The organism is Agrobacterium sp. CFBP2214, from assembly GCF_030209895.1.
Classification (GTDB): Bacteria; Pseudomonadota; Alphaproteobacteria; order Rhizobiales; family Rhizobiaceae; genus Agrobacterium; species Agrobacterium radiobacter.
Map to the genome: position 1 here is coordinate 155047 of NZ_JARVRC010000011.1, position 23908 is coordinate 178954.

Sequence of the window (23908 nt, forward strand, 5' to 3'; positions counted from 1 at the left end):
CCTGCGCCACCGAAGGGGTGATGGAGGCTCAGCCGAACAGAGCCAGACTGCTCTTCACGGTCACCCACACGCCCCAGAGAAGCGGAATGCCGACCGCAATCCAGGCCAGCGCCGCCTTGGCGTCCAGCCCGCCGCGTCCGATGCCGAAGGAGCCCGTGGGGCCGGCATTGGCTGCCGCCGTCTTGGCCTGCAGTGCCGCGACCTCCGCGTCCAACATGAACCACTTGTCCGAAAGCGGCCGCACGAAGGCGTTGGCCACGAGGCCGATCGCCAGCATGCCCGCCAGAATATACATGGTGCTGGTGTAGAGCGCCGGCCCGGGCGCGACACCCGCCGCGATCTGCGCTTCGCGGATGTAGTTGACGACGACGGGACCGGCAATGCCGGCAGTCGCCCAGGCTGTCAGCAGGCGACCGTGGATTGCGCCGACGAACTGCGTACCGAAGATATCGGCGAGATAAGCGGGAATGGTTGCGAAACCACCGCCATACATGGACAGGATGATGCCGAAGGCCAGAACGAACAGCGCCTTGTTACCCATCGTCGCCAGCGTCGGCGCCAGCGCATAAAGAATGATGCCGAGAATGAAGAAGCAGAAATAAGTGTTCTTGCGGCCGATCTTGTCGGACATCGACGCCCAGAAGAAACGTCCGCCGATGTTGAACAGCGAAAGCAGGCCGGTGAAACCGGCAGCAATCGCCGCAATCTGCGCCTTCTGCCCGGCGTCAAGATCCGCAAAACCCACGCCAGGCAGGCCGATCAGCGAGCCGGCGAAGATTTCCTGCAACATGGGCGAGGCCATGCCGATGACGCCGATACCGGCCGATACGTTGAGGCACAGCACCGCCCAGATGAGCCAGAACTGCGGCGTCTTGTGCGCGTCGCGCAGATGCACATGGCGATGGGTTATCATGGCGCTTTTTGCTGAAGGCGCCGTCCAGCCTTCCGGACGCCAGCCCGATGGCGGAATGCGGTAACCGAAGGCGCCCGCCATCATGAAGACGAAATAGATCAGGGCCATGACAACGAAAGTCTGCCAGACGCCGACCGAAACATCCGTCTTGAAGCTGTTCATCAGAAGATTGGCGAGCGGCGCGCCGATCATCGCCCCGCCGCCGAAGCCCATGATGGCCATGCCGGTCGCCATGCCGCGACGGTCCGGAAACCATTTGATCAGCGTCGATACGGGCGAAATATAGCCAAGGCCGAGCCCGACGCCGCCGATGACGCCAGCGCCCAGCCACATCAGCCATAGCTGATGGGTGATGACGCCGACCGCCGCCACCAGAATGCCGCCGCACCAGCAGCAGGCGGAAACGAAACCGGCCTTGCGCGGCCCCACTCTTTCCAGCCAGCCGCCCCAAATGGCGGCCGAGCAGCCAAGAAGAACGAAGAAGAGCGTATAGATCCAGCCGAGATCGGCCACGCGCCAGTTGCACTCGGTGGTGAACAGTGCGCCCAGAAGGGTAAGGCTGGAGCAGCTGGGGTCCGTCGCCGGCAACGCCTTCGACAGCGGTAGCCAGAACACGCTGAAGCCATAGGCCATGCCGATGCATAGATGAATGGCAAGGGCCGCCGGGGGCACCAGCCAGCGATTGAAACCCGGTCTTGCGATTATTCGTTCGCGGTCCAAAAACCCGGCTTGCGCCGCCTCTCCCGCCGTTGCGTCTGCTACTGCCATTGACATTACCTCCCTCGTGAATGTCTGGACATCTCAAATTCGCCCCGCCAGGCGAACATCGATATTGCCGGACGTCCTCCTGTCCGGCGGAAAGTCTGAATTGTGGTCTTGCCGCTCACGCCCCCGCGTTTTCGGGTATGCTCGGCTCGGAAAGGGACTCACCCGCAATTGCGCCCTTCCCGCCCGGCGCGCCCTTCGCATCACCGCCGAGACCAACCGCATCGGCTGCCGGATCACCGGGCCGCTTGATCTCCTTCGACGCAGCAAGCACAAGCGGCAGAAAATGACCGGCCCCGGCATCCACCATCTCGAAGAACCGGCGACGCATGCGCGGCTCCCAGAACTTGTTGATGTGCGTGGCGACACCGTTGATGCGAATATCTTCCGGCTGCGACAGAAAAAATGTCGCGATCTGGTTCGCCATTCTCACCAGTTTTTCATCGGTGTGGTTGAGCAACATGACCTATTCCCCCGCGCCGACCGTCAGCCGACGCCTCTGTGTGTGACAAGGCCGGGCGCACCCGGCCCTCCTTATTCCGCCGCTTCGAGCTTGCCGGCGATGCGCCGTGCACGGCGGCCAAGCGCATCATATTCCTCCTGCCACTCGGTCGGCCCGTTGGAGGGCGAGACCTGCACGGCGGTCACCTTGTATTCGGGACAGTTGGTGGCCCAGTCGGAGAAGTCGGTGGTGATGACATTTGCCTGCGTGCCGGGGTGGTGGAAGGTCGTATAGACCACACCCGGCGCCACACGGTCGGTGATCAGCGCTCTCAGCGTCGTGTCTCCAGACCGGCTGCCGAGCTTGATCCAGTCGCCATCCTTCACGCCGCGCTGTTCAGCATCATGCGGATGGATTTCGAGACGATCCTCCTCGTGCCAGACGACGTTTTCGGTGCGCCGTGTCTGCGCCCCGACATTGTATTGCGACAGGATGCGGCCGGTGGTGAGCAGCAGCGGGAAACGCGGCCCGGTGCGTTCGTCCGTCGCCACATATTCCGTGCGGATGAACTTGCCCTTGCCACGCACGAAACCGTCCACATGCATGATCGGCGAACCGTCAGGGAACTTCTCGTTGCAGGGCCACTGCACCGAGCCCTTTTCTTCCAGATAGGCGTAGGAAACACTGGCAAAGCTCGGCGTCGTTGCGGCGATCTCATCCATGATCTCGGACGGATGGGCGTAATTCCACGCAAGACCCATGGCTTGCGCCAGCTTCTGCGTCACTTCCCAGTCGGCATAACCGTTCTTCGGCGACATGACCTTGCGCACGCGGTTGATACGGCGCTCGGCATTGGTGAAGGTGCCGTCCTTTTCAAGGAAGGTGGAACCCGGCAGGAAGACATGGGCATAATTCGCCGTCTCGTTCAGGAAGAGATCGTGCACCACGACACATTCCATGGCGGCGAGACCGGCGGACACATGTTTCGTATCCGGGTCGGATTGCAGAATGTCCTCGCCCTGAATGTAGATGCCCTTGAAGCTGCCATCCACGGCCGCATCGAGCATATTGGGGATACGCAACCCCGGCTCGTTGTTGAGCTTCACACCCCAGAGTTTCTCGAAGACGTCACGCGTCGCATCGTCTGAAATATGCCGGTAGCCCGGAAGCTCGTGCGGGAAAGACCCCATGTCGCAGGAGCCCTGCACATTGTTCTGGCCGCGCAGCGGATTGACGCCCACGCCCGGACGACCAATGTTGCCGGTCGCCATGGCCAGATTGGCGATCGCCATGACGGTGGTCGAACCCTGGCTGTGTTCGGTGACACCGAGACCATAATAAATCGCGCCATTGCCGCCCTTGGCATAAAGCCGGGCAGCACCACGCAGATCTTCCGCCGGAACGCCCGTAAAACGTTCCGTCTCTTCCGGGCTGTGCCGCGGCTCGGCCACGAAAGCCGCCCAGTCCTCGAATTCCGACCAGTCGCAGCGCTCGCGGATGAAGGCCTCGTTGAACAGCCCTTCCGTGACGATCACATGCGCCAGTGCCGTCAGCACGGCAACATTGGTTCCCGGAAGCAACGGCAGATGGAAAGCGGCCTCTACATGCGGCGTACGCACGAGATCGATGCGGCGCGGATCGATGACGATGAGTTTTGCGCCCTGACGCAGCCGCTTCTTCAGCCGCGAGCCGAAAACAGGGTGGCCATCCGTCGGATTGGCGCCGATCACAAGCACGACATCGGACTGCTCGACGCTGTCGAAATTCTGCGTGCCGGCGGAGGTGCCGAAAGCCTGCCCGAGACCATAACCCGTCGGCGAATGGCAGACGCGGGCGCAGGTATCGACGTTGTTATTACCGAAGCCGGCGCGGATGAGTTTCTGGACGAGGAAGGTTTCTTCATTCGTGCAGCGGGACGAGGTGATACCGCCGATGGATTCCCGGCCATATTGCCCCTGGATACGCCGGAACTCCGAGGCAACGTGAGAGAAGGCCTCCTCCCACGTGACTTCCCGCCATGGATCGCTGATCTTTTCGCGGATCATCGGGTTGAGAATGCGGTCCCTGTGGGTGGCGTAACCATAGGCAAAACGGCCCTTGACGCAGGAATGGCCGCGATTGGCCTGCCCGTCCTTCCACGGTACCATGCGCACCAGCTCTTCACCGCGCATTTCCGCCTTGAAGGAGCACCCCACACCGCAATAGGCGCAGGTCGTGACCATCGAATGTTCCGGCTGGCCAATCTCGATCACCGATTTTTCGGTAAGCGTCGCCGTCGGACAGGCCTGCACGCAGGCGCCGCAGGAAACGCAGTCGGAATCGAGGAAAGCCTCATGTGCGCCGGGCGAGACCCGGCTCTCAAAACCGCGCCCTTCGATCGTCAGTGCGAAGGTGCCCTGCACTTCCTCGCAGGCGCGCACGCAGCGGGAACAGACGATGCATTTGGAAGGATCGTAGGTGAAATAGGGATTGCTTTCGTCCTTCGGCATCCAGCGGGCATTGAGATCGCCATCACCGTCGCGGGCCTTGACGTGGTTGTCGCCTTCATAACCGTAACGCACATCGCGCAGGCCAACGGCACCCGCCATATCCTGCAGTTCGCAATCGCCATTGGCGGCGCAGGTCAGACAGTCAAGCGGGTGATCAGAGATATAAAGCTCCATCACGCCCTTGCGGATCTGCTTCAGCCGCTCCGTCTGCGTGTGCACGACGAGACCGGCAGCGACCGGCGTGGTGCAGGAGGCGGGGGTGCCATTGCGGCCCTCCACCTCGATAAGACAGAGGCGGCAGGAGCCGAAGGCATCCACCATATCGGTGGCGCAGAGCTTGGGAACATCGATGCCAGCTTCGCGCGAGGCGCGCATGATCGACGTTCCGGCCGGGACGGTTACCTGACGTCCGTCGATGGTGAGCGTCACCATGTCAGTCGCGAGGGATTTGGGGGTTCCATAGTCGAATTCTGTCACAAGGGCCATGGTCTTACTCCGCCGCTTCAACACGTGGGATGGGGGCAAAATCAGCAGGGAAATGCCGGAGCGCGCTCATCACTGGATAGGGCGTGAAGCCGCCGAGCGCGCAGAGCGAACCGAATTTCATGGTTTCGCAGAGGTCTTCGAGGAGTGCGGTGTTTTTCTCCCGCTCGATGCCGAGCGCGATCTTGTCCACCGTCTCGACGCCACGCGTCGAGCCGATGCGACAGGGCGTGCACTTGCCGCAGCTTTCGACGGCACAGAACTCAAGCGCAAACCGCGCCTGATGGAGCATGTCGGCCGTGTCATCGAAAACCACGATACCCGCATGGCCGATCAGGCCACCGGCAGCGGTAAAGGCCTCGTAGTCGAAGGTCGTGTCGAATAAGGAAACCGGGAAATAGGCCCCGAGCGGACCACCCACCTGCACCGCCTTGACGGGGCGGCCGGTGATCGTGCCGCCGCCGATATCATTGACGAGCTGTCCGAGCGGCAGGCCGAAGGCGGTCTCGTAAAGCCCGCCATGTTTGATGTTTCCGGCAAGCTGGATCGGGATCGTGCCATGCGAACGGCCAACGCCGAAATCGCGATAAAACGCCGCGCCGCGATCCATGATGACCGGAATGGAGGCGAGCGAAATGACATTGTTGACGACGGTGGGCTTGCCGAACAGACCCTGCAGGGCAGGCAGCGGCGGCTTGGCGCGCACCGTGCCGCGTTTGCCTTCAAGACTGTTCAGAAGCGAGGTTTCCTCGCCGCAGACATAAGCGCCCGCGCCCATGCGTACTTCCATATCAAAGGCGCGGCCGGAGCCGAGCACGGACGGGCCAAGAATGCCTTCGCGCCGGGCGATCTCGATCGCCTGTTCCATGACCTTGATAGCGTAAGGATATTCCGAACGCGTATAGATGAAGCCCCTCGTCGCGCCGACGGCAAGGCCGGCAATCGCCATGCCTTCGATCAGCACGAAGGGATCACCTTCCATGATCATGCGGTCGGCAAAGGTGCCGCTATCGCCCTCGTCCGCATTGCAGACGATGTATTTCTGGTCGGCGACCGCATCCGCAACGGTCTTCCATTTGATACCCGTCGGGAAACCCGCGCCGCCACGTCCGCGCAGGCCGCTCTCGGTCACCTGGGCAACAATGTCCAGCGGCGCCATGGCGACGGCTTTTTCGAGACCTTTCATGCCCTGATAAGCGCGATAGTCCTCAAGCGACAGCGGATCGGTGACGCCACAACGCGCAAATGTGAGACGCGTCTGGCTTTTCAGGAATGGGATATCCTTGGTTGGCCCGAGACAGAGACGATGCTCGCCGCCGGTGAGAAACCCTGCATCGAAGAGCGAAGCAACGTCGCTTGCCTTGACCGGTCCGTAGGCAATACGGCCATGTTCGGTGCGCACTTCCACAAGCACTTCAAGCCAGAGCATGCCGCGCGAACCGTTGCGGACAATATGCACATCAAGATTGCGGCTGGTCGCCTCGCGGGTGATCGCTTCGGCCACGCGGTTTGCGCCAACAGCCAGCGCGGCGGAATCGCCGGGAATAAAAATGGTGACACTCATCGGCGCGCCTCCGCCAGAATGTCGCCAAGACAGTCCTCGTCAAGACGGGCATGGACTTCGCCGTCCAGCATCAGGGCCGGCGCCTGAGCGCAAAGCCCGAGGCAGAAGACGGGTTCCAGCGTGACAGAGCCGTCAGCGGCGGTTTCGTGCCAGTCGAGGCCGAGCCGGGTCTTGATGGTGTCCGCAAGAGGCTCGCCACCCATCGACTGGCAGGCCTCGGCGCGACAGAGCTTTAAGACATGTCGGCCGGAAGAATGATCGCGAAAATCGGGATAGAAGGTTATGACGCCATGGACTTCCGCGCGTGAGATGTTCAACGCGGATGCGATGATCTGTTTGGCGCTTTCCGGGATGTAGCCGAATTCTTCCTGCACCGCGTGCAGAATGGGCAACAGCGGCCCCTCCAGGTGGAGATGTTCGTCAATGACGGCGGAAACACGGGCCGCCTCATCTGCGGCAACCGCTCTGATATTCATAAGCCAGTCCTCCCAAACCGACGGGGCAAGGAATGATGAGCGGGATATAGTGAAATCCCTTCGCAGCCCCTGCATCGTTTGGAAGAATGTCGAGATGGGCGGGATCAGGTCAATAATCAGTTTCCGTCAGTTGATAGGAAATTCCTATCAAACGCCTTTTCCGCGGCCCGTTGACGAGCCTCGTGAAGCAGCGCGGAAACAAGCGGCGTGTGTGGTTCGCGGTGTGTGGCAATCAAGCCCACGAGATGCTCCGCGTCCGGTTCGGTGATCGGAATGATTTTTATCTGTTTCGGGAAACCAAATGATTCCGCAAGGTTACGCGGCATTATTGAAGCCCATTGTCCGGTTCGTATATGGGAAAACAGCACGATCATGGAGTTGGATTCGAGCGTCGGCTTTGCCTCCACGCCTGCCTCGGCCATATGCTTGTTGATGATGCGGCGATTCTGCATATCCGAAGTCAATAGGCATAGCCTAAGACCGGAAACCTGCTTCCAGGTAACGCTTTCCTGATCGGCGAGCGGCGTTCCGCCTGCCGTGATGAGGTGATATCGCTCCGAATAAAGCGGTACCGTGGTCACTCGACCAAGTGGTTCGTTGTCGAGATAGCTGATTCCCGCATCGATCTCGAGGTTTTCGATCTGGCTCAACACCTGAAGCGAGGTGCGCGACGTGACTGAAAAGGTCACATCAGGATGACGCGCCTGGAAGGACTCCGTCAATCGCGGGACCATCGCAAGCGCCGTCGGAATGACGGCAAGCCGGATGTGGCCCGCCAGACCCTTGCGGGCTGCGCGCATTTCCTCACGCATGGTGCGAGTATCGCCAACGATGCGGCGCGCCCATTCGAGGACACGCTGGCCCTCCGGTGTCAGCCCCTGAAAACGCGCCGCACGCACCACCAGAACGACACCCAGTTGGTCCTCCAGCTGCCGGATCGCAGCCGAGAGACTGGGTTGGGAAACGCCGCACTCCTCCGCGGCACGGCCGAAATGCTCTGCTCGCGCCAATGCAATGAAAAATTCCAGCTTGTCGATCATGCATCCTCCCGCGTGACTCGCGACCATGCGGATGGTGCGAGCAGAAGAACACTAAAGCGAGGCGGGGAAGCCCGCAAATGGATGCGGGTATTTTCCTGCAAACCGTGCGCTGACGACAAGACCAAATTCCCTCAAACGGGGACAGCCACGTCTGGCCGATTTGAAACAATCGGCCGCCGGGGCAGCCTATTTGCTGTCTTCGGTTAAGCCGGTGGGGAATATCGTCTTCTTCGCCAGCATGTTTTCAATCACCTCTGCGGGCACCGGCCGGCTGAAATAATAACCCTGGCCATAGGGGCAACCGGCATCACGCAGAAATGCCGCCTGTTCGCCGGCTTCCACACCTTCGGCAATGACATCGATACCCAGAGACCCGGCAAGCTGGATCATGATCGAGACGATGGCGCTGTCCTTGGTTTTTTTGGGCAGGTGGGTGAGAAACGAGCGGTCTATCTTCATGCAGGACAGCGGAAAGGTCTTCAGCATGCCAAGACAGGAATAACCGATCCCGAAATCATCCAACGCCAGGCTGACACCCATCTGTTTGATGGCCCGCATGATCCGGACCGATGTTTCGACATCCTGAATGATGAGCGTCTCGGTGATTTCGATTTCCAGGAGCGATGGAGCAAGGCCGGTTTCCTTCAGCACCGACCTGATCTGCTGCACCAGCCCGCCCTGAAACTGCCGCGGCGAGATATTGACCGCCATCTTGACGGGCAAGAGGCCGGCGGCCGCCCATGCCTGCGCCTGACGACAGGCATTCCTGAGAATGCTTTCTCCGAGTTCCACGATCAGCCCGGTTTCTTCCGCAAGCCCGATGAATTCCGCAGGGCCAAGCAAACCTTCCGTGGGGTGCTGCCAGCGCACCAGCGCCTCCACGCCGCTGATTGCGCCACTGACAAGATCGACCTGCGGCTGGAAGTGCAGCACGAACTCGTCTCTCTTCACGGCCTTGCGCAATTCCTCGATGCGGGTGAACTTCTTCCTCAGATCATCCGCCATATTGGGGGTGAAGGTGGCAATGCTGTCGCGCCCGTTATGTTTGGCTTCATACATGGCAAGATCGGCGGCCGCGACGATTTCCGCCGTGGTTTCCCCATGCTCCGGGAAAAAGGCCATGCCGATGCTGCATGTGACCTTGATATCGTAATTACCAATGCGCAATGGCTGCGAGACCGCGGCACGGATGCGCTGCAGCCGGGCTTCTACATCGTTCCTGCCTTCTTCAAGAATGATGACGAATTCATCCCCGCCTACCCGGAGAACGAGATCGTTTTTCCGGAGGCTTTTCGCAATGCGCTCGGCGGTTTTCGACAAAAGCGTATCGCCGATGCTGTGGCCGAGCGTATCGTTGATCTGCTTGAAATTGTCGAGATCGAGGAAGCCGATGCCGACCCGTCGGTGCGTCTTTGCCGCCGCCGCCAAAATTTCAGGCAATCTCGTATCGAGGAAACGACGGTTTGGCAGCCGGGTCAGCATGTCGTGATCAGCCAGAAAGGCGATATGTTCCGACGCCCTTTTGCGGTCAATCGCCAGGCCCGCCATACGCGCCGCAGCACCGATAAACTCCAGCAGCGCCGCCTCCGGCTTGCGGCTGGCCAGCATGCACCAGACGAAACCATGCGCCTTGCCTTCGCTGGCGGGGATATCGAAACTGAAGGCGATGTGTTCTGCCGGATGGGTGAGGCACTCAGGATCACTGACGCTGGAAACAAGTGCGGCCAGCCCCTCCTCCTGCGCAAGTGCGGGCGAGGCATAAACGGAGGGCTCCCCATCTGCCGCATCAAACACCCGCACGGCGCAGGCCAGTCCGGTTGCGAGATTTTCGATGGCCTTGACGAACTCCTCGAGAAAATCCTCAATACGCGCGGCGGCGACGATCATTTCCAGAATATGCGCCTGCGCCTGAAGCAGTCTCTCCGAAGCCTTTTTCTGGGTTATATCCCGCGAGGCGCCGACCACGCCGATGATGTTGCCAGCCTTGTCCTTCAGCGGCACGCGCGACATCATGAGCCAGCGGTCGATATCACCGCGCATGGCGCGTTCCTCGTAACCGAGATCCGGTTCGCCGGTGCGCATGACCCGCGCCTCGGTATCGGGAATGCCGGCACGCCGCGCTGCCTCACCGTTAATATCGTAATCGGTGAGCCCGATCAGTTGCTCGACCGTATCAAAGCCGTTTTCGGTGACGATGGCGCGATTGGCGAAAAGGAAGCGTCCTTCCAGATCCTTGGCATAGATAAAATCCGGTACGTGGTCGATCATCGCTTCCAGAAGCGCGTGCCGGTCGGAAGGATTGGCATTCTCGCTCATGGCAGGAGTGGCAGATGGCGTGACGCCGCGCTTTTTTCGCGGCATCAGGTTCTGCTCGGCTGTCTTCGGGCCTTTGGAACGCACCTCTCCGCCTCATTACTTTGCAAGGAAGCAGAATAGTAGGTTTATACGTATTATATAAATATGAACGGCGAAAAGAGATTGCCGGGAAACCTGCCTTTTGCAACTGGCTCCATGACGTCCCGCCTGCCTGAATAGGAACGGCGCAGCAGAAGCTGCGCCGTCAGCCTATAGGAGGCAATTCGTTGTCCGTCACACAACCGGCGTCGGCAGCTCTTTGCCGGCAAAATGCGCATCGAGATTGGCGAGAACAAGATCGGCCATGGCGCGCCGCGTCTGGTGCGTGCCGCTGCCGACATGCGGGGCGAGTGTGACGTTATCGAAGGCGAAAAGCGCTTCCGGCACCCGCGGCTCATCCTCGAAGACATCCAGCGCCGCGCCACCGACTACGCCGTTCGAAAGCGCTTCGACCAACGCCTTCTCATCCACCAGCGAACCGCGCGCCACATTGACGAGCACACCCTGCGGTCCAAGCGCCTTCAGCACATCCGCATTGACGATATGGCGCGTTTCTGCAGTGGCGGCGGCGGCGATGATCAGCACGTCGCAATTGGCAGCCAGCGCTTCGATGCTGTCATGATAATCATAGGCGACATCGCGACGGCTTCTCGCCGTGTAGGAAATGCGCGCATCAAAACCCTCAAGCCGCTTTGCGATCGCCTGACCGATGCGGCCAAGGCCGAAAATGCCGTAACGGCGGCCGGCCACACGGGTGGAAAGCCCCATATCGCCCTTCAGCCATTGGCCGGTGCGCACATGCTGATCCGCCTGCGGCAGCTTGCGCGCCTGCGCCAAAACGAGGCCAAGCGCGAGGTCGGCGACATCGGCCGTCAGCACGTCTGGCGTATTGGAGACGCGGAAGCCGCGCCGTTTCGCGTCAGTCAGATCGACCTTGTCGAAACCAACGCCGTTGATGGCGACGATTTCAAGATTGGAAAGCGCCGCGCCGATATCCGCCGGCAGGCCGATATGGCCGCCGGTGACGACGCCGCGGATCGCCGCGCCCTTTTCAGCAAGGAACGCCGCCTTGTCTGCGGCTTCGAACAGGCGATGCACGGTGAAGCGCTCGGCAAGTTCCTGTTCCAGTGCCGGGATAAGCGGGCACAGTTGCACGATTTCAGTGGTCATGGAGTTTCCTTTGCGCCGGTGAACTACTTCACATCGGCCTTGACGAATTGCCGGAGTTCCGGCGTTTGCGGATTGGCGAACAATTCAGAAGAACGGCCCTGCTCCCAGATCTTGCCCTTGTGCATGAAGATGGTCTCGGTCGCCACGCGGCGCGCAAAAGCCATTTCATGGGTGACGAGGATCATGGTCATGCCGTCTTTCGCGAGGTTTTCCATCACGGTCAGCACTTCCTCGGTCAGCTCGGGATCGAGTGCTGAGGTCACCTCGTCGAACAGCATCACCTTCGGCCGCATGGCAAGCGAGCGGGCAATCGCCACGCGCTGCTGCTGGCCGCCGGAAAGCTGGTCGGGATAGGAATCGAATTTCTCCGACAGGCCGACGAGTTGCAGAACCTCGCGGGCAATGTCCTTCGTTTCCGATTTTGCCACATCCTTGACGATGCGCGGAGCGAGCATGATGTTTTCGCCGACCGTCAGATGCGGGAAAAGATTGTAGCTCTGGAACACGATGCCAACATCGGTGCGCAGCTTGCGCAGCGCTGTGGCATCTCCGCCCAGCGCATGGCCGGCGATTTCGATGCGGCCCGAATTGATCTTCTCCAACCCGTTCATGCAGCGCAGCAGCGTGCTCTTGCCCGAGCCGGAGCGGCCGATGAGGGCGAAAACTTCACCACGGCCGACCGTCAGCGACACGCCTTTGAGGACTTCCAGAGCGCCAAAGCTCTTGTGAACGTTTTCAACGATTACTTCCGGCATGAAGCCTCCTTTCCAGCCAACGAGACAGCTGGGACAACGGGTAGCAGACGATGAAATAAAGCACGGCCACCGCGACGAAGACGCGGAACGGCTGGAACGTGGCATTGTTGATGAGCTGCCCCGCTCTCGCCAGTTCGACGAAACCGATGATCGATGCGATGGACGTATTCTTGACGACCTGAACGGCAAAACCGACGGTCGGCGGCAGGGAAATGCGGATCGCCTGCGGCAGGATGACGTAGCGATATTGCTGGGCGCGGGTAAGCGCCAGCGATTCCGATGCTTCCCACTGCTGCTTCGGCACCGCCTGGATGCAGCCGCGCCAGATTTCGGCGAGATAACCCGACGTATAGATCGTCATCGATGCGCCGGCGGCAATCAGTGGCGGCAGTTCCAGTCCGGCAAGGCTGAGGCCGTAATAGGACAGGAACAGGATCATCAGCACCGGAATACCCTGAATAACCTGGATATAGGTGCCGGCGGCAATGCGCAGCGCCTTGAAATTCGAGGTGCGGGCCAGCGCCACGAAGAAACCGACGAGGCCACCGCCGATGAGCGCAATGATCGTCAGAAGCACGGTCCATTGCAGGGCGGTCAGCAGGAAGCCGAACTCGTTCCAGCCGAAAGTTCGAAGAGTCATGACTGCACCTCCGGCATGGCGGTCATCGTCTTGCGGGCCACGCGGCGGCCGAACAGCCACATGCCGACAAGGGCAAGGATGAGCCGCAGGCTGAGCGCCAGCGCAAGATAGATGAGCGTGACGACGATATAGACCTCGAAGGAGCGATAGGTCTGCGATTCCACGAAGGCTGCGGCGGCCGCAAGCTCATGGGTGGAAATGGCCGAGCATATGCTCGATGCCAGCATCATCAGCACAAACTGGCTGCAAAGCGAGGGATAGACCTTGGCGATGGCAGGCACGAGGATGACGTGACGGTAGATCTGGTATTTTGTGAAGCCCAGAGCCTCGCCCGCCTCGATCTGCGACTTGTGCACCGCCTCGATGCCGGCGCGGATGATTTCCGTCGAATAGGCAGCAAGATTGATCGTCATGCCGATCAGCGCTGCCGTATCCGCCCCGACGCGAAAGCCGAGACCGGGCAAACCGAAATAGACGATGAAAAGCTGCACCAGAAACGGCGTGTTGCGGATCACCTCCACATAACCGTCCACGATGATACGGACGATGCCGCCATTGATGGAGCGCAGCGAGGCTAGAAGAATTCCGAAAGCGCAGCCCAGCACGATGGAGAGGACCGACAGCTTGATCGTCAGCCATATGCCGTTCAGAATCTCATTCTGATATTGGGCGAGCGCGCCGAATTGAAAAGTATAGGACATGCGTCACTCCGTTGACATTTCCCGGCCCGCCGGAATGTTCCCCGGCGGGCGCGTTGAAAGGCTCAATCAGAAGCTTGGCAATTGCGGCAGCGGACGGCCGGTCCACTTCACCGAGATACGGTCGAGATCGCCCGACATCTTCATGAGATAGATGGAAGTGTTCAGCCACTGACGCAGCTCGAAATCCTCGATCTTCGTCGCCATGGAATTGCCCTGCTGGAAGAAGGTGAAACCAACCTGCAGACCGGCTTCCGGACGCTGCTTGATGATCGCTTCGCCAACCGTGGACGGCAGGGCCACGGCATCTACCTGACCAGCAAGCAGAGCCTGGGCGCTGGTGGAATCGTCCTCATAGACAACGATTTCAAGACCTTCGACATTAGCCTTGCGCAGCGCGGTTTCCTGCGAGGAACCGCGATTGACCGAAACGCGTTTGCCCTTGAGGCTGTCGAGATTTTCGAACTTCTGGTCCTTGCCGGAGATGATGTCCATGTTGAACGCGCTGTAGGGCTGCGTGAACATGACGGTCTTGGCGCGTTCGCCGGTCGGCGCAAGCGTCGCGACAAGGAAATCGACCTTGCCGGTCTGAAGTGCCGGGATACGCGCCGGCGGTGTCAGCGGCACCAGTTCCACCGGCAGCGACAGGTAAGAGCCGATCAGATTGGCGACATCAACGTCATAACCGGAAGGATTGCCCTTCTCGTCCACCATGCCCATCGGCGGTGCACCGGTGAGAACGCCGATCTTGACCTTGCCACGCGCCGTGATCTCGCTGAGCGAGACGGCATGGGCGGACGTGGTGGCAGCAAGCGAAGCTGCGACAACACCGACTGCAACGGTCATGTTCTTCAGAAATCTGGATATGCTCATGGTTTCTCCTCCAACCCTATAGTGGCTGCCCAAAGTGGAACAGCGGCCTTGCGCAAACCGGAAAATGTTCTCGATAACATTTTAACGCGATTGACTAAAAACTCCTCCCAAGAAACCGCGAAAGCACAAAACCAGATGAATTCCCTATGAAATTCAACAATTTCGGCTGGTTATCGATTTTCCTCTGCTCGACACCGTTTCACGTTCTTGGCAGGACTAATAATGCATGTTATCGGTATCATTGCAAGTCCGATCTACAGAACTGTTTCGGTCGGCATTCATTCGGGAGGAAACATGTACACACGCTCGGCAATTTTCGAAGGCAGGATTCACCCCGGTCGGGAGGAGGAGTTTTTCCGTATCGTGGAGGAGAAATTGCTGCCGGTCTGGAAGCGCATGCCGAACGCGCAGGCCGTGCGGGTGATGCGCACCGAGCGCACCGACCCGGATGCGGCCTCGATCATCATGGTGCAGGAAATCGACTATCCGTCGATGGAGGCGGTGGAAGAAGCACTGGTTTCTCCCGTGCGGCTGGAAGGCCGTGTGCTGACGGATGAGATGATGAGCATGTGCGACGGCCGCTTTTACCATCTGGTCTATAGCCGCGTCGCATAAATCCGGTGCACGCCGCACCGATATGCAATCATGCGGCGTGCTTTCCCTTGATATCTTCGTGTATGTCTTGTCCTGAACCGGTTCGAATTTAGGGAGACATGCTTTGGTGGAGCGCACGCCCTTGGCCGCAGCGTTAGTCACGTCAAAAAAAGCTACCATGAGCGACGTCTCGAAACTCGCGGGCGTCTCCAAGATGACCGTTTCGCGGGTGCTGGCCGATCCTGCGCTGGTGTCTGAAGAGACACGCCAGAAGGTGATGAAGGCCATCGAGAAGCTCGGTTATGTGCCGGATCGAATCGCCGGATCGCTTTCCTCCCGCCGTACCAATTTCATCACCGCCATCCTGCCGACGCTCACCAACTCCAACTTCGCCGATAGCGCTCAAGGGCTCGCCAATGCGCTGCGCGCGGCCGACTACCAGTTGCTGATCGGTTACACCATGTACGATCTGCAGGAGGAAGAGCGCGTCATCCGCACCATGATGGAGCGCCGCCCCGACGCCATTGTCGTCGCCGGCACGGTGCATACCAAGATGGCAAGCGAAGTCTTGATGCGCGCCGGTATCCCCATCGTGGAAATCTGGGACGTTCCCGAACATCCGATCGATCATGCTGTCGGTTTTTCCAATTACGAAGTGGGAAGAACCGCCGCCAAACATCTGATATCACTTGGATTTAAAAGAATCGGCGCGCTCGGCTCAAGAGCCGATGGCGACGTGAAGGACTGGCGCGGCGAAACCCGCCTTCTCGGTTTTGGCGCGGCGCTGCGCGAAGCCGGCATTGCCGACGACCTTATCATCCGCGAAGGCAGTGCGCCGGTCTCCTATGACCACGGGGCAAAGACGCTCGGCTCGCTGCTGGCCAAGGCACCGGATGTCGAGGCCATCTTCGCCGTCTCGGATATTTCCGCCGTCGGCGCACTGATGGAATGTCATCGCCGCGGCATTCATGTGCCCGAACGCATTTCCATCCTCGGTTTTGGCGATTTCGATATCGGCAGGCAATGTTATCCGGCGATTTCTACGATCAGGGTCGACGCCCAGATGATCGGCCGCAAGGCGGGCGAATTGCTGCTTTCGATATTGGAGGCAGAAAAGGACGCTGCCATTCCCGAGGGTGCACGGGTGGATGTCGGGTTCGAGCTGATCGTGCGGGAGACGACGAAGCGGGCGGGCGGCTAATCCACTCTCTTCCCTCACTCCTGTGCTTGTCACAGGAACCCAGCCGACGTGCGTCTGCGCGGCGAAAGGGATTTTTCAGCCCAAGGACTTGGGCTGACTGGATCCCTGTGACAAGCACAGGGATGAGGGAAGCGCGGTGTATCGCCCTTACCGCGCGCCCCAGGTATCCGTCAGCCGATACCCCTCCGGCCATGGATCAGAGGGATCAAGCATGTGCTGGTGGATGCCGGTAATCCAGCCGCGGCCGGAGATTTCCGGCAGGATGGCCGGACGGTCGCCGACCTTGGTGGTCCCAAGAATACGGCCGGTGAAGGTGGAACCGATCAGCGACACCGCCGTCAGCGTTTCGCCTTCCTTCATTTCGCCGCGCGCATGCAGCACCGCCATGCGGGCCGAAAGCGCCGTGCCGGTCGGCGAACGATCGACCTTGCCCGGCTGGATGGCGACTGCCGCCCCTGCCCGCAGACCCTCCGCCGTGCGCTCCACCTTGCCCGCGAACAGGCAGAATGAAAAATGCCGCCAGTCCGGGTTTTCGGGATGGTCGAAGCCCAAAGCCTTGTTGGCGGCATTGGTGATGCGCACGCCGAGGCGGGCAATGTCATGTGCCTCTTCCGGCTTCAGTCTGAAACCCATAGCCTCGGCATCGACGATGACGAAGCTGTCGCCGCCATAAGCGGTATCCACCTTCAGCATACCGAGGCCCTCAACCTCGAGTTCGGCATCGAGTTTCGCGGCAAAGCTCGGGAGGTTCTGCACGAAAATGCGTTCGGCCTTGCCGTTGCGGCATTCGGCACGCACTTTTACCAGCCCGCCGGGGGCTTCCAGAAGCATATGGGTTTCCGGTTCCTGCATCGGCACGATGCCGCCATCCAGAAGCACGGTGGAGACGCAGATGGAGTTGGAGCCGGACATGGGCGGCGTGTCTTCCGGCTCCATGATGATGAAGGCGGCGTCCGCGTCAGGATGTTTCGGCGGCACCAGCAGGTTGACGTGGCGGAACACGCCGCCGCGCGGCTCGTTGAGCACAAAATTGCGCAGGGTCTCATCGCGGGCGATGAAACGGCTCTGTTCCCAGATCGTCTCACCCGGTGGCGGCTTTACGCCGCCGACGATCACATCCCCCACCTCGCCTTCCGCATGGGCGGAGATGACGTGAACGGTCTTGATACTGCGCATTGAATTCTCCTCAAGAGCATTTCCAGTAAAAGTGCGTAGCGGTTTTACGTCCGGAAAATGCGGAAAACGAAAGATCGAGAGCGCGTCTGAACGCGCTCTAGGAAAGCCAGGCGGGAAGACGGGAATCAGCTCGGCCGGTCAGCGCGCTTTCAACGCAATCGGCAAGGCTGCCGAAGCGCACCGCGCGGCCGCTGAGGCCGGGCCCGTAATGGGCGTATTTGCCGGAATTGGTCATCAGGGCGCGGGTCTTCGGTGGGAAGACCGGCTCGGAAATGGAGCACCAGCAGAGATCAGGCAGCACCTGCACGCCGCTGCCATGCAGGCTTTGCAGCGTGCCGTCCTGCCCGGCCGCATCGATGACCTGCTGACCGGCAGTGACGATGACGGCGACATCCGCATGGCGCCTGCGGCCGGCAAATTCAGCCGCAAGAGCGTGGCACTCCTCCAGCGAGGCATGCGGACTGCCGATGGCGACAAGCTGCACCTCTTCCGGTCCTTCGTTGAGAAGCGACCAGCCGGCGGCCATATCGGCAAGCGAGATGGTGACGGTGTCAGCCGTGTCAATCGGGGTCAACCCGGCTTCCGGCGTTACACCCTCGATATGCAGCATGGGTGCTGCGGAGGTGGTGCCAAAAGCAGCGCAGAGCGCCTTCAAATCATCCCGAGACGGCTTTGCAGAGCCGAGGCCGCGCAGCAGCGGAATACAATCCGGCGCTGCCTTACCGGCGAGATAACCGACGAGCGGCCAGAAGGCGTCGTTGATGCCCTCAGGCAAAGCCACGTCGACAATACGCTGCGGACGACGGTTTTCTTCGAGATAAACGCCTGACAATGGCGCCCTGCCCGTCAGTGCAATGCAGAGATCGAGAAAGTCAGGATGTTTGGCAGTGCGTGCGCCGAGCACCGTATTGGCGAAGATCACCGCGTTCGATTCGGCCCAGGCGATCGATTCGCCGGCACTCGGCGCGCTGTCGAGCAGGTAAGGCGAACAGGTGAAAGTGGGTCGACAGCCCATGCGCACATAGGCATCCGCCAGTCTCGCGGCCGGATCGCCGAAATCATCAGGCACGCCCTGCGCCCGCCAGTGCGCCTTGTCCACCGAAATGGCGTTCATGGTCGTCGGCACCCGCACCCTGCCGCCCATATCAGCCATCTTTTCCGCGAAGGTGAGGTTGGCGGGGCTGGCATAGATACAGCCGTCAATGTGACCCTGCGTGATATCGATGAGCGCAGACGCCCCCTGCTGGGCCGCCATGGCGACGATGATGCGCATGGCCTGGCGCACGGCGATGCCATCCCGACCCTCGAGCATCGCCCGGTCCTCATCCTCAAGGTCGAGATGGGCAATCGCCGGAGGCGCGATGGCAAGCGACAGGCCATCGGCCTCGATGCTGTTTCCATCAATGCGGACATGGGCGGCCCGGGAAAAGCGGGCGAAATTTTCGGCGTCGAGGCGGATGACCGGCAGCGCCCTGTCGAACATTTCCGCCGCCACAAGTGCGCCCAGCGTCAGCACATCTTCCGCCTCGCAGAAAACCAGTGCGGACGGCGCGCGGCCGGTGAGGATGAGATCGAGCAACACGCCCGACCCCGTGCACGAGCCGCGGCTGGTCGGCATGAACAGCACGCCGCCGGTGAGACAGATGCCGTGCAGCGGGTGATGCACATCGATCACCCTGCCGGTGGCGGGATCGACACCACCCCAGAAACTCAACGCTTCTGTCGTGGCGATCACGGGGCCTTCGGCCGCACCGGCCAGGATGCTGCGGGCTTCAGGAACGGCTGTTGTCGAAACGGCAGAAGACATTGGAAATCTCCGTCAGAAACGTTGCGGCGAAAATGCCCTTGTATCGATGGCGGGTTTTTGCCCCGTCAGAAGATCGGCGACGATGCGGGCCGTGCCCGCCGATTGCGTCAGCCCCAGATGCCCGTGGCCGAAAGCATAAACCACCCGTGCCGTGTGCCGCGCTTCGCCGATGGCCGGCAGGCTGTCCGGCAGCGACGGGCGAAAACCCATCCATTGCTTGCCGCCCTCGGTTTTCAGGCCCGGCAAGAAAGTTTTCGCCTTGGCCAGAAGCGCCTCGGAACGGGCGAAATTGGCCGGAAGCTCAAGCCCGCCCAGCTCGACCGCACCGCCGACGCGGATGCCGGAAGAAAGCCGCGTGACGACGAAACCATGACCGCCGAAGGTCACCTGCGTGCGCAGATCGAAAGCCCCGGACGGCAATGTGGTATTATACCCCCGTTCCGTTTCCAGCGGAATTTTTTCCCCGAGTGAACGGGCGATGCGATGCGAAAAGGCGCCCGCAGCCAGCACCACCTTGGCGGCCTTGCGGGTACGACCGTCATGGCTCACCACCTCGACACCATCTTCAAGCGGCCTGAGCGACGCGATATCGAGGCGTTCGATGCGCCCGCCTATGGCGCGGAAATGTTCGGCCAGCGCCAGCGTGTAGAGCTTCGGGTCGGCGATGGAATACCATCCCGGCGTGAACGTGCCGCAGGTGAAACGCGACGCGATGCCGGGCTGTATCTCGGCCATCTGTTCGGCATTGAGATGCCGGAACTCGATACCGTGGCGCTCACGCGCCTTCCAGCCGGGAAGCGAACTTTCGAACTCCGCATCGCTTTCATAGACTTGGAGGTTGCCCTCTTTGCGCAGCATGGCTGTTGTCTCGGTCTTTTTCAGGAATGGCTCCAGCTCGACCTTCGACAGATCCATCAGCGCCGTCTGGGCGGCGGTGGAATGTTCCACCTTCGATGCCGCACAGGCCCGCCAGAACCGGAACATCCACGGCGCGATCTTCAGCGCATAGGAGGGCGGCACGCTGAGTGGACCGAGCGGATCGAGCAGCCATTTCGGCGCTTTCCAGAGAATGCCGGGCGATGCAAGTGGCAGGATATCGGTGAAGGCAAAGGCGCCGGCATTGCCGGCTGAAGCGCCCGCTGCTGGTCCCTCACGGTCGATGACCGTGACCGAAAGACCGCGGCCCTGCGCCGCGATTGCCGCCGAGAGGCCGACGACGCCGGCCCCAATGACGATGACATCATGTGCAGGCATTACCGCACGCTCGCCAGGAACTTCTGGGTTTCAGCATGCTGCGGCGCGCCGAACAGCTGGTCCGGTGTGCCGATTTCCGCCATCACGCCCTGATGGAAGAAGGCGACGCGGTTCGAGACATCGCGGGCGAAGGCCATTTCGTGGGTGACGCAGATCATCGTCATGCCTTCATCCGCCAGCATCTTCAGCGTATCGAGCACCTCGCCCACCAGCATCGGGTCAAGCGCAGAGGTGACCTCGTCGAACAGCATATATTCCGGCGACATGGCAAGCGCGCGGGCAATCGCCATACGCTGCTGCTGGCCGCCGGACATGCGGTTCGGATAGACCTTCAGCTTTTCGGCAAGGCCGACATGGGTCAATTGCTTGACCGCGATTTCCTCAGCCTTCTCCTTGGAAATACCGAGCACCTTGCGCGGCGCCAGCATGACGTTTTCAAGCACGGTCAGATGCGGAAAGGCGTTCCATTGCTGGAAGACGATGCCAACCTTGCGGCGCAGCTTGTTGAGGTCGGTCGACTTGGCGTGCACCTCGGTGCCGTCGATGACGATCTTGCCGCTGTCGATCGGCTCGAGGCCGTTGATGCAGGTGAGCAGCGTCGACTTGCCGGAACCGGAGCCGCCGATGATGGTGACGACCTCGCCCTTGTTGACGGTAAGGTTGATCCCTTTCAGAACCTCCAGCGGGCCGAAGGATTTGCGGACGTTTTCGATCTCAATCATTGGGGGACCACCGTCTTTCGAGATACCCGCCGAAACGGGCGATGGGGAAGCTGATAAGGAAGTAGATGGCGCCGCAGATCATCAGGATGGTCAGCGGTTCCTGCAGGCGGGTGACGAGGATCTGCGAGGCGCGCAGAAGCTCGATGAGGCCGAGCCACAGCACCAGCGCCGAATCCTTCATGACGCCGAGCGTCAAGCCGATCCAGGAGGGCAGCGACACGCGGGTGGCAAGCGGCAGCACGATGTAGCGCATGTCCTGCGACCACGTCATGCCGAGCGACCGGCAGGCACGCCGCGTATTCGACGGCACCGCACCGATGCCGCCGCGCACGATCTCTGTGCAATAGGCCGCCGTATAAAGCGACAGCACCACGCAGGAGGTGGTGAATGGCGGCCAGCCGAGCTTGGCGATCGACTGGAAGGCATTGCCGAGCACCAGCTGGATAAGCAGCGGCACGGAACGGAAAATATCCAGAATGAAGGTCAGCGGCAGCGACCAATAGGGGCCGAACTGGAAGCGGATGATGCCGAAGATGATCCCCATGATGGTGCCTGCCGTGACGGCGACGGCGGTGACGGCAAGCGTCATGCCGGCACCCTTGGCCAGGAAGGCGAGATCACTCCAGGTGAGAGCGGTTTCAAACATGGCTCACCTCTCTCAATAACGGAACAGACGCGCGGCCAGTAATCGGGCGGCAAGCGTGACGATCTTGGCGATCACGTAATAGATGACCGCGGCGAGCGCGAAGAATTCAAAGGTGCGGAACGAACGGGCGTTCAAGGCCTGTGTGACGCCGGCGAGATCCGTATTCATGCCGACGGTGACACCGAGCGAGGTCATGAGGATTGCCCAGACCATCTGGTTGGTGGCAGGCAGAAACGCGACGCGCAGCATCTGCGGCATGATGATCAGACGGAAGGTCTGCATCGACGTCATGCCGAGCGAACGGCCGGAACGGGTCTGCGTATCGGGAATGGCTTTCAGCGCGCCACGGAAATTCTCCGCGAGATAACCGGCATTGTTGAAGGCGATACCGACCAGAAGCGCCGTATAGGGGCTCAGATGAATGCCGAAATTGCCAAGGCCGAAATGGGCCATGTAAATCTGGAACAGCGCCGGCGTGTTGCGGGCGACTTCCACCCAGACGGAGGCGAAAGCGCCAAGGATACGGTTGCCGGAGAGCCGGAACAGCGTCAGCGCGATGGCGAAGGTCAGACCGATCACCATCGACAGAATGGCGATCTGCAGCGTCACCACCGCACCGTCCAGAAGCTGCGGCAGAGCCTTCAGCGCCTGATTCCAGTGGAATGTATAGTTGAACATTAAGTGTCCCGCCTTTTCAGAAACGATCAACGGCGCGATCATTTCGACCGCGCCGTTTACGAAAAGTCCTGATCAGCGATAAACGCCGTTGACGGTGAGCGAAGGAACTTCGCCGCCAACCCATTTTTCATAGAGTTCGGCGTAACGGCCGGTGCGAACCTGCTGGTTGATGAAGAGGTTCAGGTAGTTGATGAGGCCGTATTCATCGCGGTTGGTGAAGAGCGCGACATAGTCGATGTCGTAAGGCGCCTTGCCGACCACGGAGATGCCGGCGAACTTGCCGCCCTTCACGTTGGACTGGGCAACCGTCGAGGTGGAAACGGTGGCGTCGATCTGGCCCTGGCTGAGTGCGAGGAACACGTCTGCCTGCGTCTGGTACGGGCGGAATTCACCGGTGCCCCATTCCTTGACCGACTTTTCGAGCGCGATGGCTTCGAACGTGCCGGCGGTTGCGCCAACGGTCTTGCCCTTCATGTCTTCGAACGACTTGATGCCCGACTTGTCGTTGGCGGTAACGGCCATTTCGAAGGCGAAGTAAGGCACGGTCATGCCGACTGTCTTGGCACGCTCCAGCGTATCGGAGGTGGACGCAACGCCAACGTCGACGCGGCCGGACATCAGCGCCGGAATACGCTCGGGAAACGGCGTTTCGACGATTTCAGCCGTGACGCCAAGCGCCTTGGCGAGATCGTTGCAATAATCGACGTCAAAGCCGATCGGATTGTTGGCGTCATCACGCGCGCCCATCGGCGGGAAGTCGAGCACAACGGCGCAACGCAGCGTGCCGGACGAAATAATGTCGTCAAGCTTGTCGGCCTTGGCCGGGGTGATAGCGGAAGTGGCGGCCAGCAGGCCGGCGAAAATGACCGATTTTTTCATTCTTGATTTGCTCCCAGAATTGGTCTGCCCTTGAAGGCGCGGTCACTATTTCCCCAAGAAAGCGATAAATCAACATAAAAATACAATGAGTATACAAAAAGAATTTTGTGCACGTGCGAACTGATGAGGTTCAATGGATTAGTTTCGAAAGCTGGCGCGAGGAGCCGACAAGGTGAGCGGAAACATCAAAGGCCCCTCATCCCTGTGCTTGTCACAGGGATCCAGCCAGCCCAAGTCTTTGGGCTAAATAGAGTCTTTCCGACGCGCAGACGCGCGTCTGCTGGATTC

At 60.5% G+C, this 23908-nt stretch carries 21 protein-coding genes; 2 read left to right on the forward strand and 19 right to left on the reverse strand.

Annotated elements, in window-relative coordinates; genetic code table 11:
• Positions 1-28: 28 nt before the first annotated feature.
• The 12 genes from QRN60_RS23520 to QRN60_RS23575 form a co-directional block, all read right to left on the reverse strand.
• Positions 29-1681: an OFA family MFS transporter gene (locus QRN60_RS23520; protein ID WP_020810958.1), complete on the reverse strand. Its 1653-nt coding sequence runs from the start codon at positions 1679-1681 to the stop codon at positions 29-31.
• A gap of 115 nt (positions 1682-1796) precedes the next feature.
• Positions 1797-2141, reverse strand: coding sequence for a formate dehydrogenase subunit delta (locus QRN60_RS23525; RefSeq protein ID WP_020810957.1), 345 nt, complete (start codon positions 2139-2141; stop codon positions 1797-1799).
• A 71-nt stretch (positions 2142-2212) separates the two neighbouring features.
• Positions 2213-5095, reverse strand: a complete 2883-nt coding sequence (gene fdhF, locus QRN60_RS23530) for a formate dehydrogenase subunit alpha (RefSeq protein WP_020810956.1) — start codon at positions 5093-5095, stop codon at positions 2213-2215.
• A gap of 4 nt (positions 5096-5099) precedes the next feature.
• Entirely contained in the window at positions 5100-6656 is a 1557-nt protein-coding gene (locus QRN60_RS23535) for a formate dehydrogenase beta subunit (protein ID WP_020810955.1), read from the reverse strand.
• The gene (locus QRN60_RS23540; RefSeq protein WP_031234029.1) at positions 6653-7132 is read right to left on the reverse strand and encodes a formate dehydrogenase subunit gamma; all 480 of its coding nucleotides are present in this window, start codon (positions 7130-7132) and stop codon (positions 6653-6655) included. The genes QRN60_RS23535 and QRN60_RS23540 overlap by 4 nt, the downstream gene beginning before the upstream one ends.
• A 116-nt stretch (positions 7133-7248) precedes the next feature.
• Entirely contained in the window at positions 7249-8172 is a 924-nt protein-coding gene (locus QRN60_RS23545) for a LysR family transcriptional regulator (protein ID WP_003505672.1), read from the reverse strand.
• Between the two features lie 186 nt (positions 8173-8358).
• Positions 8359-10533 carry a putative bifunctional diguanylate cyclase/phosphodiesterase gene (locus QRN60_RS23550; protein WP_111784970.1) on the reverse strand — a complete coding sequence of 725 codons (2175 nt, stop codon included), beginning with the start codon at positions 10531-10533 and terminating at the stop codon, positions 8359-8361.
• 228 nt (positions 10534-10761) lie between these two features.
• Positions 10762-11697: a 2-hydroxyacid dehydrogenase gene (locus tag QRN60_RS23555; RefSeq protein WP_020810952.1), complete on the reverse strand. Its 936-nt coding sequence runs from the start codon at positions 11695-11697 to the stop codon at positions 10762-10764.
• 23 nt (positions 11698-11720) lie between these two features.
• On the reverse strand, positions 11721-12452 hold the full coding sequence (locus tag QRN60_RS23560) for an amino acid ABC transporter ATP-binding protein (RefSeq protein WP_020810951.1): 732 nt from the start codon (positions 12450-12452) through the stop codon (positions 11721-11723).
• Positions 12433-13092 (reverse strand): amino acid ABC transporter permease, encoded by a 660-nt coding sequence (locus QRN60_RS23565; protein WP_020009852.1) that lies wholly within the window; start codon positions 13090-13092, stop codon positions 12433-12435. Before QRN60_RS23565 ends, QRN60_RS23560 begins: the two co-directional genes overlap by 20 nt.
• The gene (locus QRN60_RS23570) at positions 13089-13793 is read right to left on the reverse strand and encodes an amino acid ABC transporter permease (RefSeq protein ID WP_060727219.1); all 705 of its coding nucleotides are present in this window, start codon (positions 13791-13793) and stop codon (positions 13089-13091) included. Before QRN60_RS23570 ends, QRN60_RS23565 begins: the two co-directional genes overlap by 4 nt.
• A 66-nt stretch (positions 13794-13859) precedes the next feature.
• Positions 13860-14663 (reverse strand): transporter substrate-binding domain-containing protein, encoded by an 804-nt coding sequence (locus QRN60_RS23575; protein ID WP_020810902.1) that lies wholly within the window; start codon positions 14661-14663, stop codon positions 13860-13862.
• 294 nt (positions 14664-14957) lie between these two features.
• Here QRN60_RS23575 and QRN60_RS23580 point away from each other — a divergent pair, with 294 nt between their 5' ends.
• Together QRN60_RS23580 and QRN60_RS23585 are read left to right on the forward strand one after the other, a co-directional pair.
• Entirely contained in the window at positions 14958-15278 is a 321-nt protein-coding gene (locus tag QRN60_RS23580; protein WP_003505663.1) for a hypothetical protein, read from the forward strand.
• A 157-nt stretch (positions 15279-15435) separates the two neighbouring features.
• A complete protein-coding gene (locus QRN60_RS23585) occupies positions 15436-16458 on the forward strand; it encodes a LacI family DNA-binding transcriptional regulator (protein ID WP_031234012.1) in 1023 nt (340 codons plus the stop codon).
• 147 nt (positions 16459-16605) lie between these two features.
• On the opposite strand, the gene QRN60_RS23590 is transcribed toward QRN60_RS23585, so the two are convergent.
• From QRN60_RS23590 to QRN60_RS23620, 7 genes are all read right to left on the reverse strand, one after another.
• Entirely contained in the window at positions 16606-17634 is a 1029-nt protein-coding gene (locus tag QRN60_RS23590) for a trans-3-hydroxy-L-proline dehydratase (protein WP_080864429.1), read from the reverse strand.
• Between the two features lie 97 nt (positions 17635-17731).
• Positions 17732-19441, reverse strand: a complete 1710-nt coding sequence (lhpI, locus tag QRN60_RS23595; RefSeq protein ID WP_111784933.1) for a cis-3-hydroxy-L-proline dehydratase — start codon at positions 19439-19441, stop codon at positions 17732-17734.
• A 12-nt stretch (positions 19442-19453) separates the two neighbouring features.
• A complete protein-coding gene (locus tag QRN60_RS23600; RefSeq protein ID WP_020810898.1) occupies positions 19454-20695 on the reverse strand; it encodes an NAD(P)/FAD-dependent oxidoreductase in 1242 nt (413 codons plus the stop codon).
• Positions 20695-21417: an amino acid ABC transporter ATP-binding protein gene (locus tag QRN60_RS23605; RefSeq protein WP_003505658.1), complete on the reverse strand. Its 723-nt coding sequence runs from the start codon at positions 21415-21417 to the stop codon at positions 20695-20697. The genes QRN60_RS23600 and QRN60_RS23605 overlap by 1 nt, the downstream gene beginning before the upstream one ends.
• The gene (locus tag QRN60_RS23610) at positions 21410-22063 is read right to left on the reverse strand and encodes an amino acid ABC transporter permease (protein WP_003505657.1); all 654 of its coding nucleotides are present in this window, start codon (positions 22061-22063) and stop codon (positions 21410-21412) included. Before QRN60_RS23610 ends, QRN60_RS23605 begins: the two co-directional genes overlap by 8 nt.
• Positions 22064-22075: 12 nt before the next feature.
• Complete coding sequence (locus QRN60_RS23615) at positions 22076-22741, reverse strand: amino acid ABC transporter permease (protein ID WP_080864430.1); 666 nt, start codon at positions 22739-22741, stop codon at positions 22076-22078.
• A 72-nt stretch (positions 22742-22813) separates the two neighbouring features.
• Positions 22814-23620: an ABC transporter substrate-binding protein gene (locus QRN60_RS23620; RefSeq protein WP_020810896.1), complete on the reverse strand. Its 807-nt coding sequence runs from the start codon at positions 23618-23620 to the stop codon at positions 22814-22816.
• Positions 23621-23908: the final 288 nt, after the last annotated feature.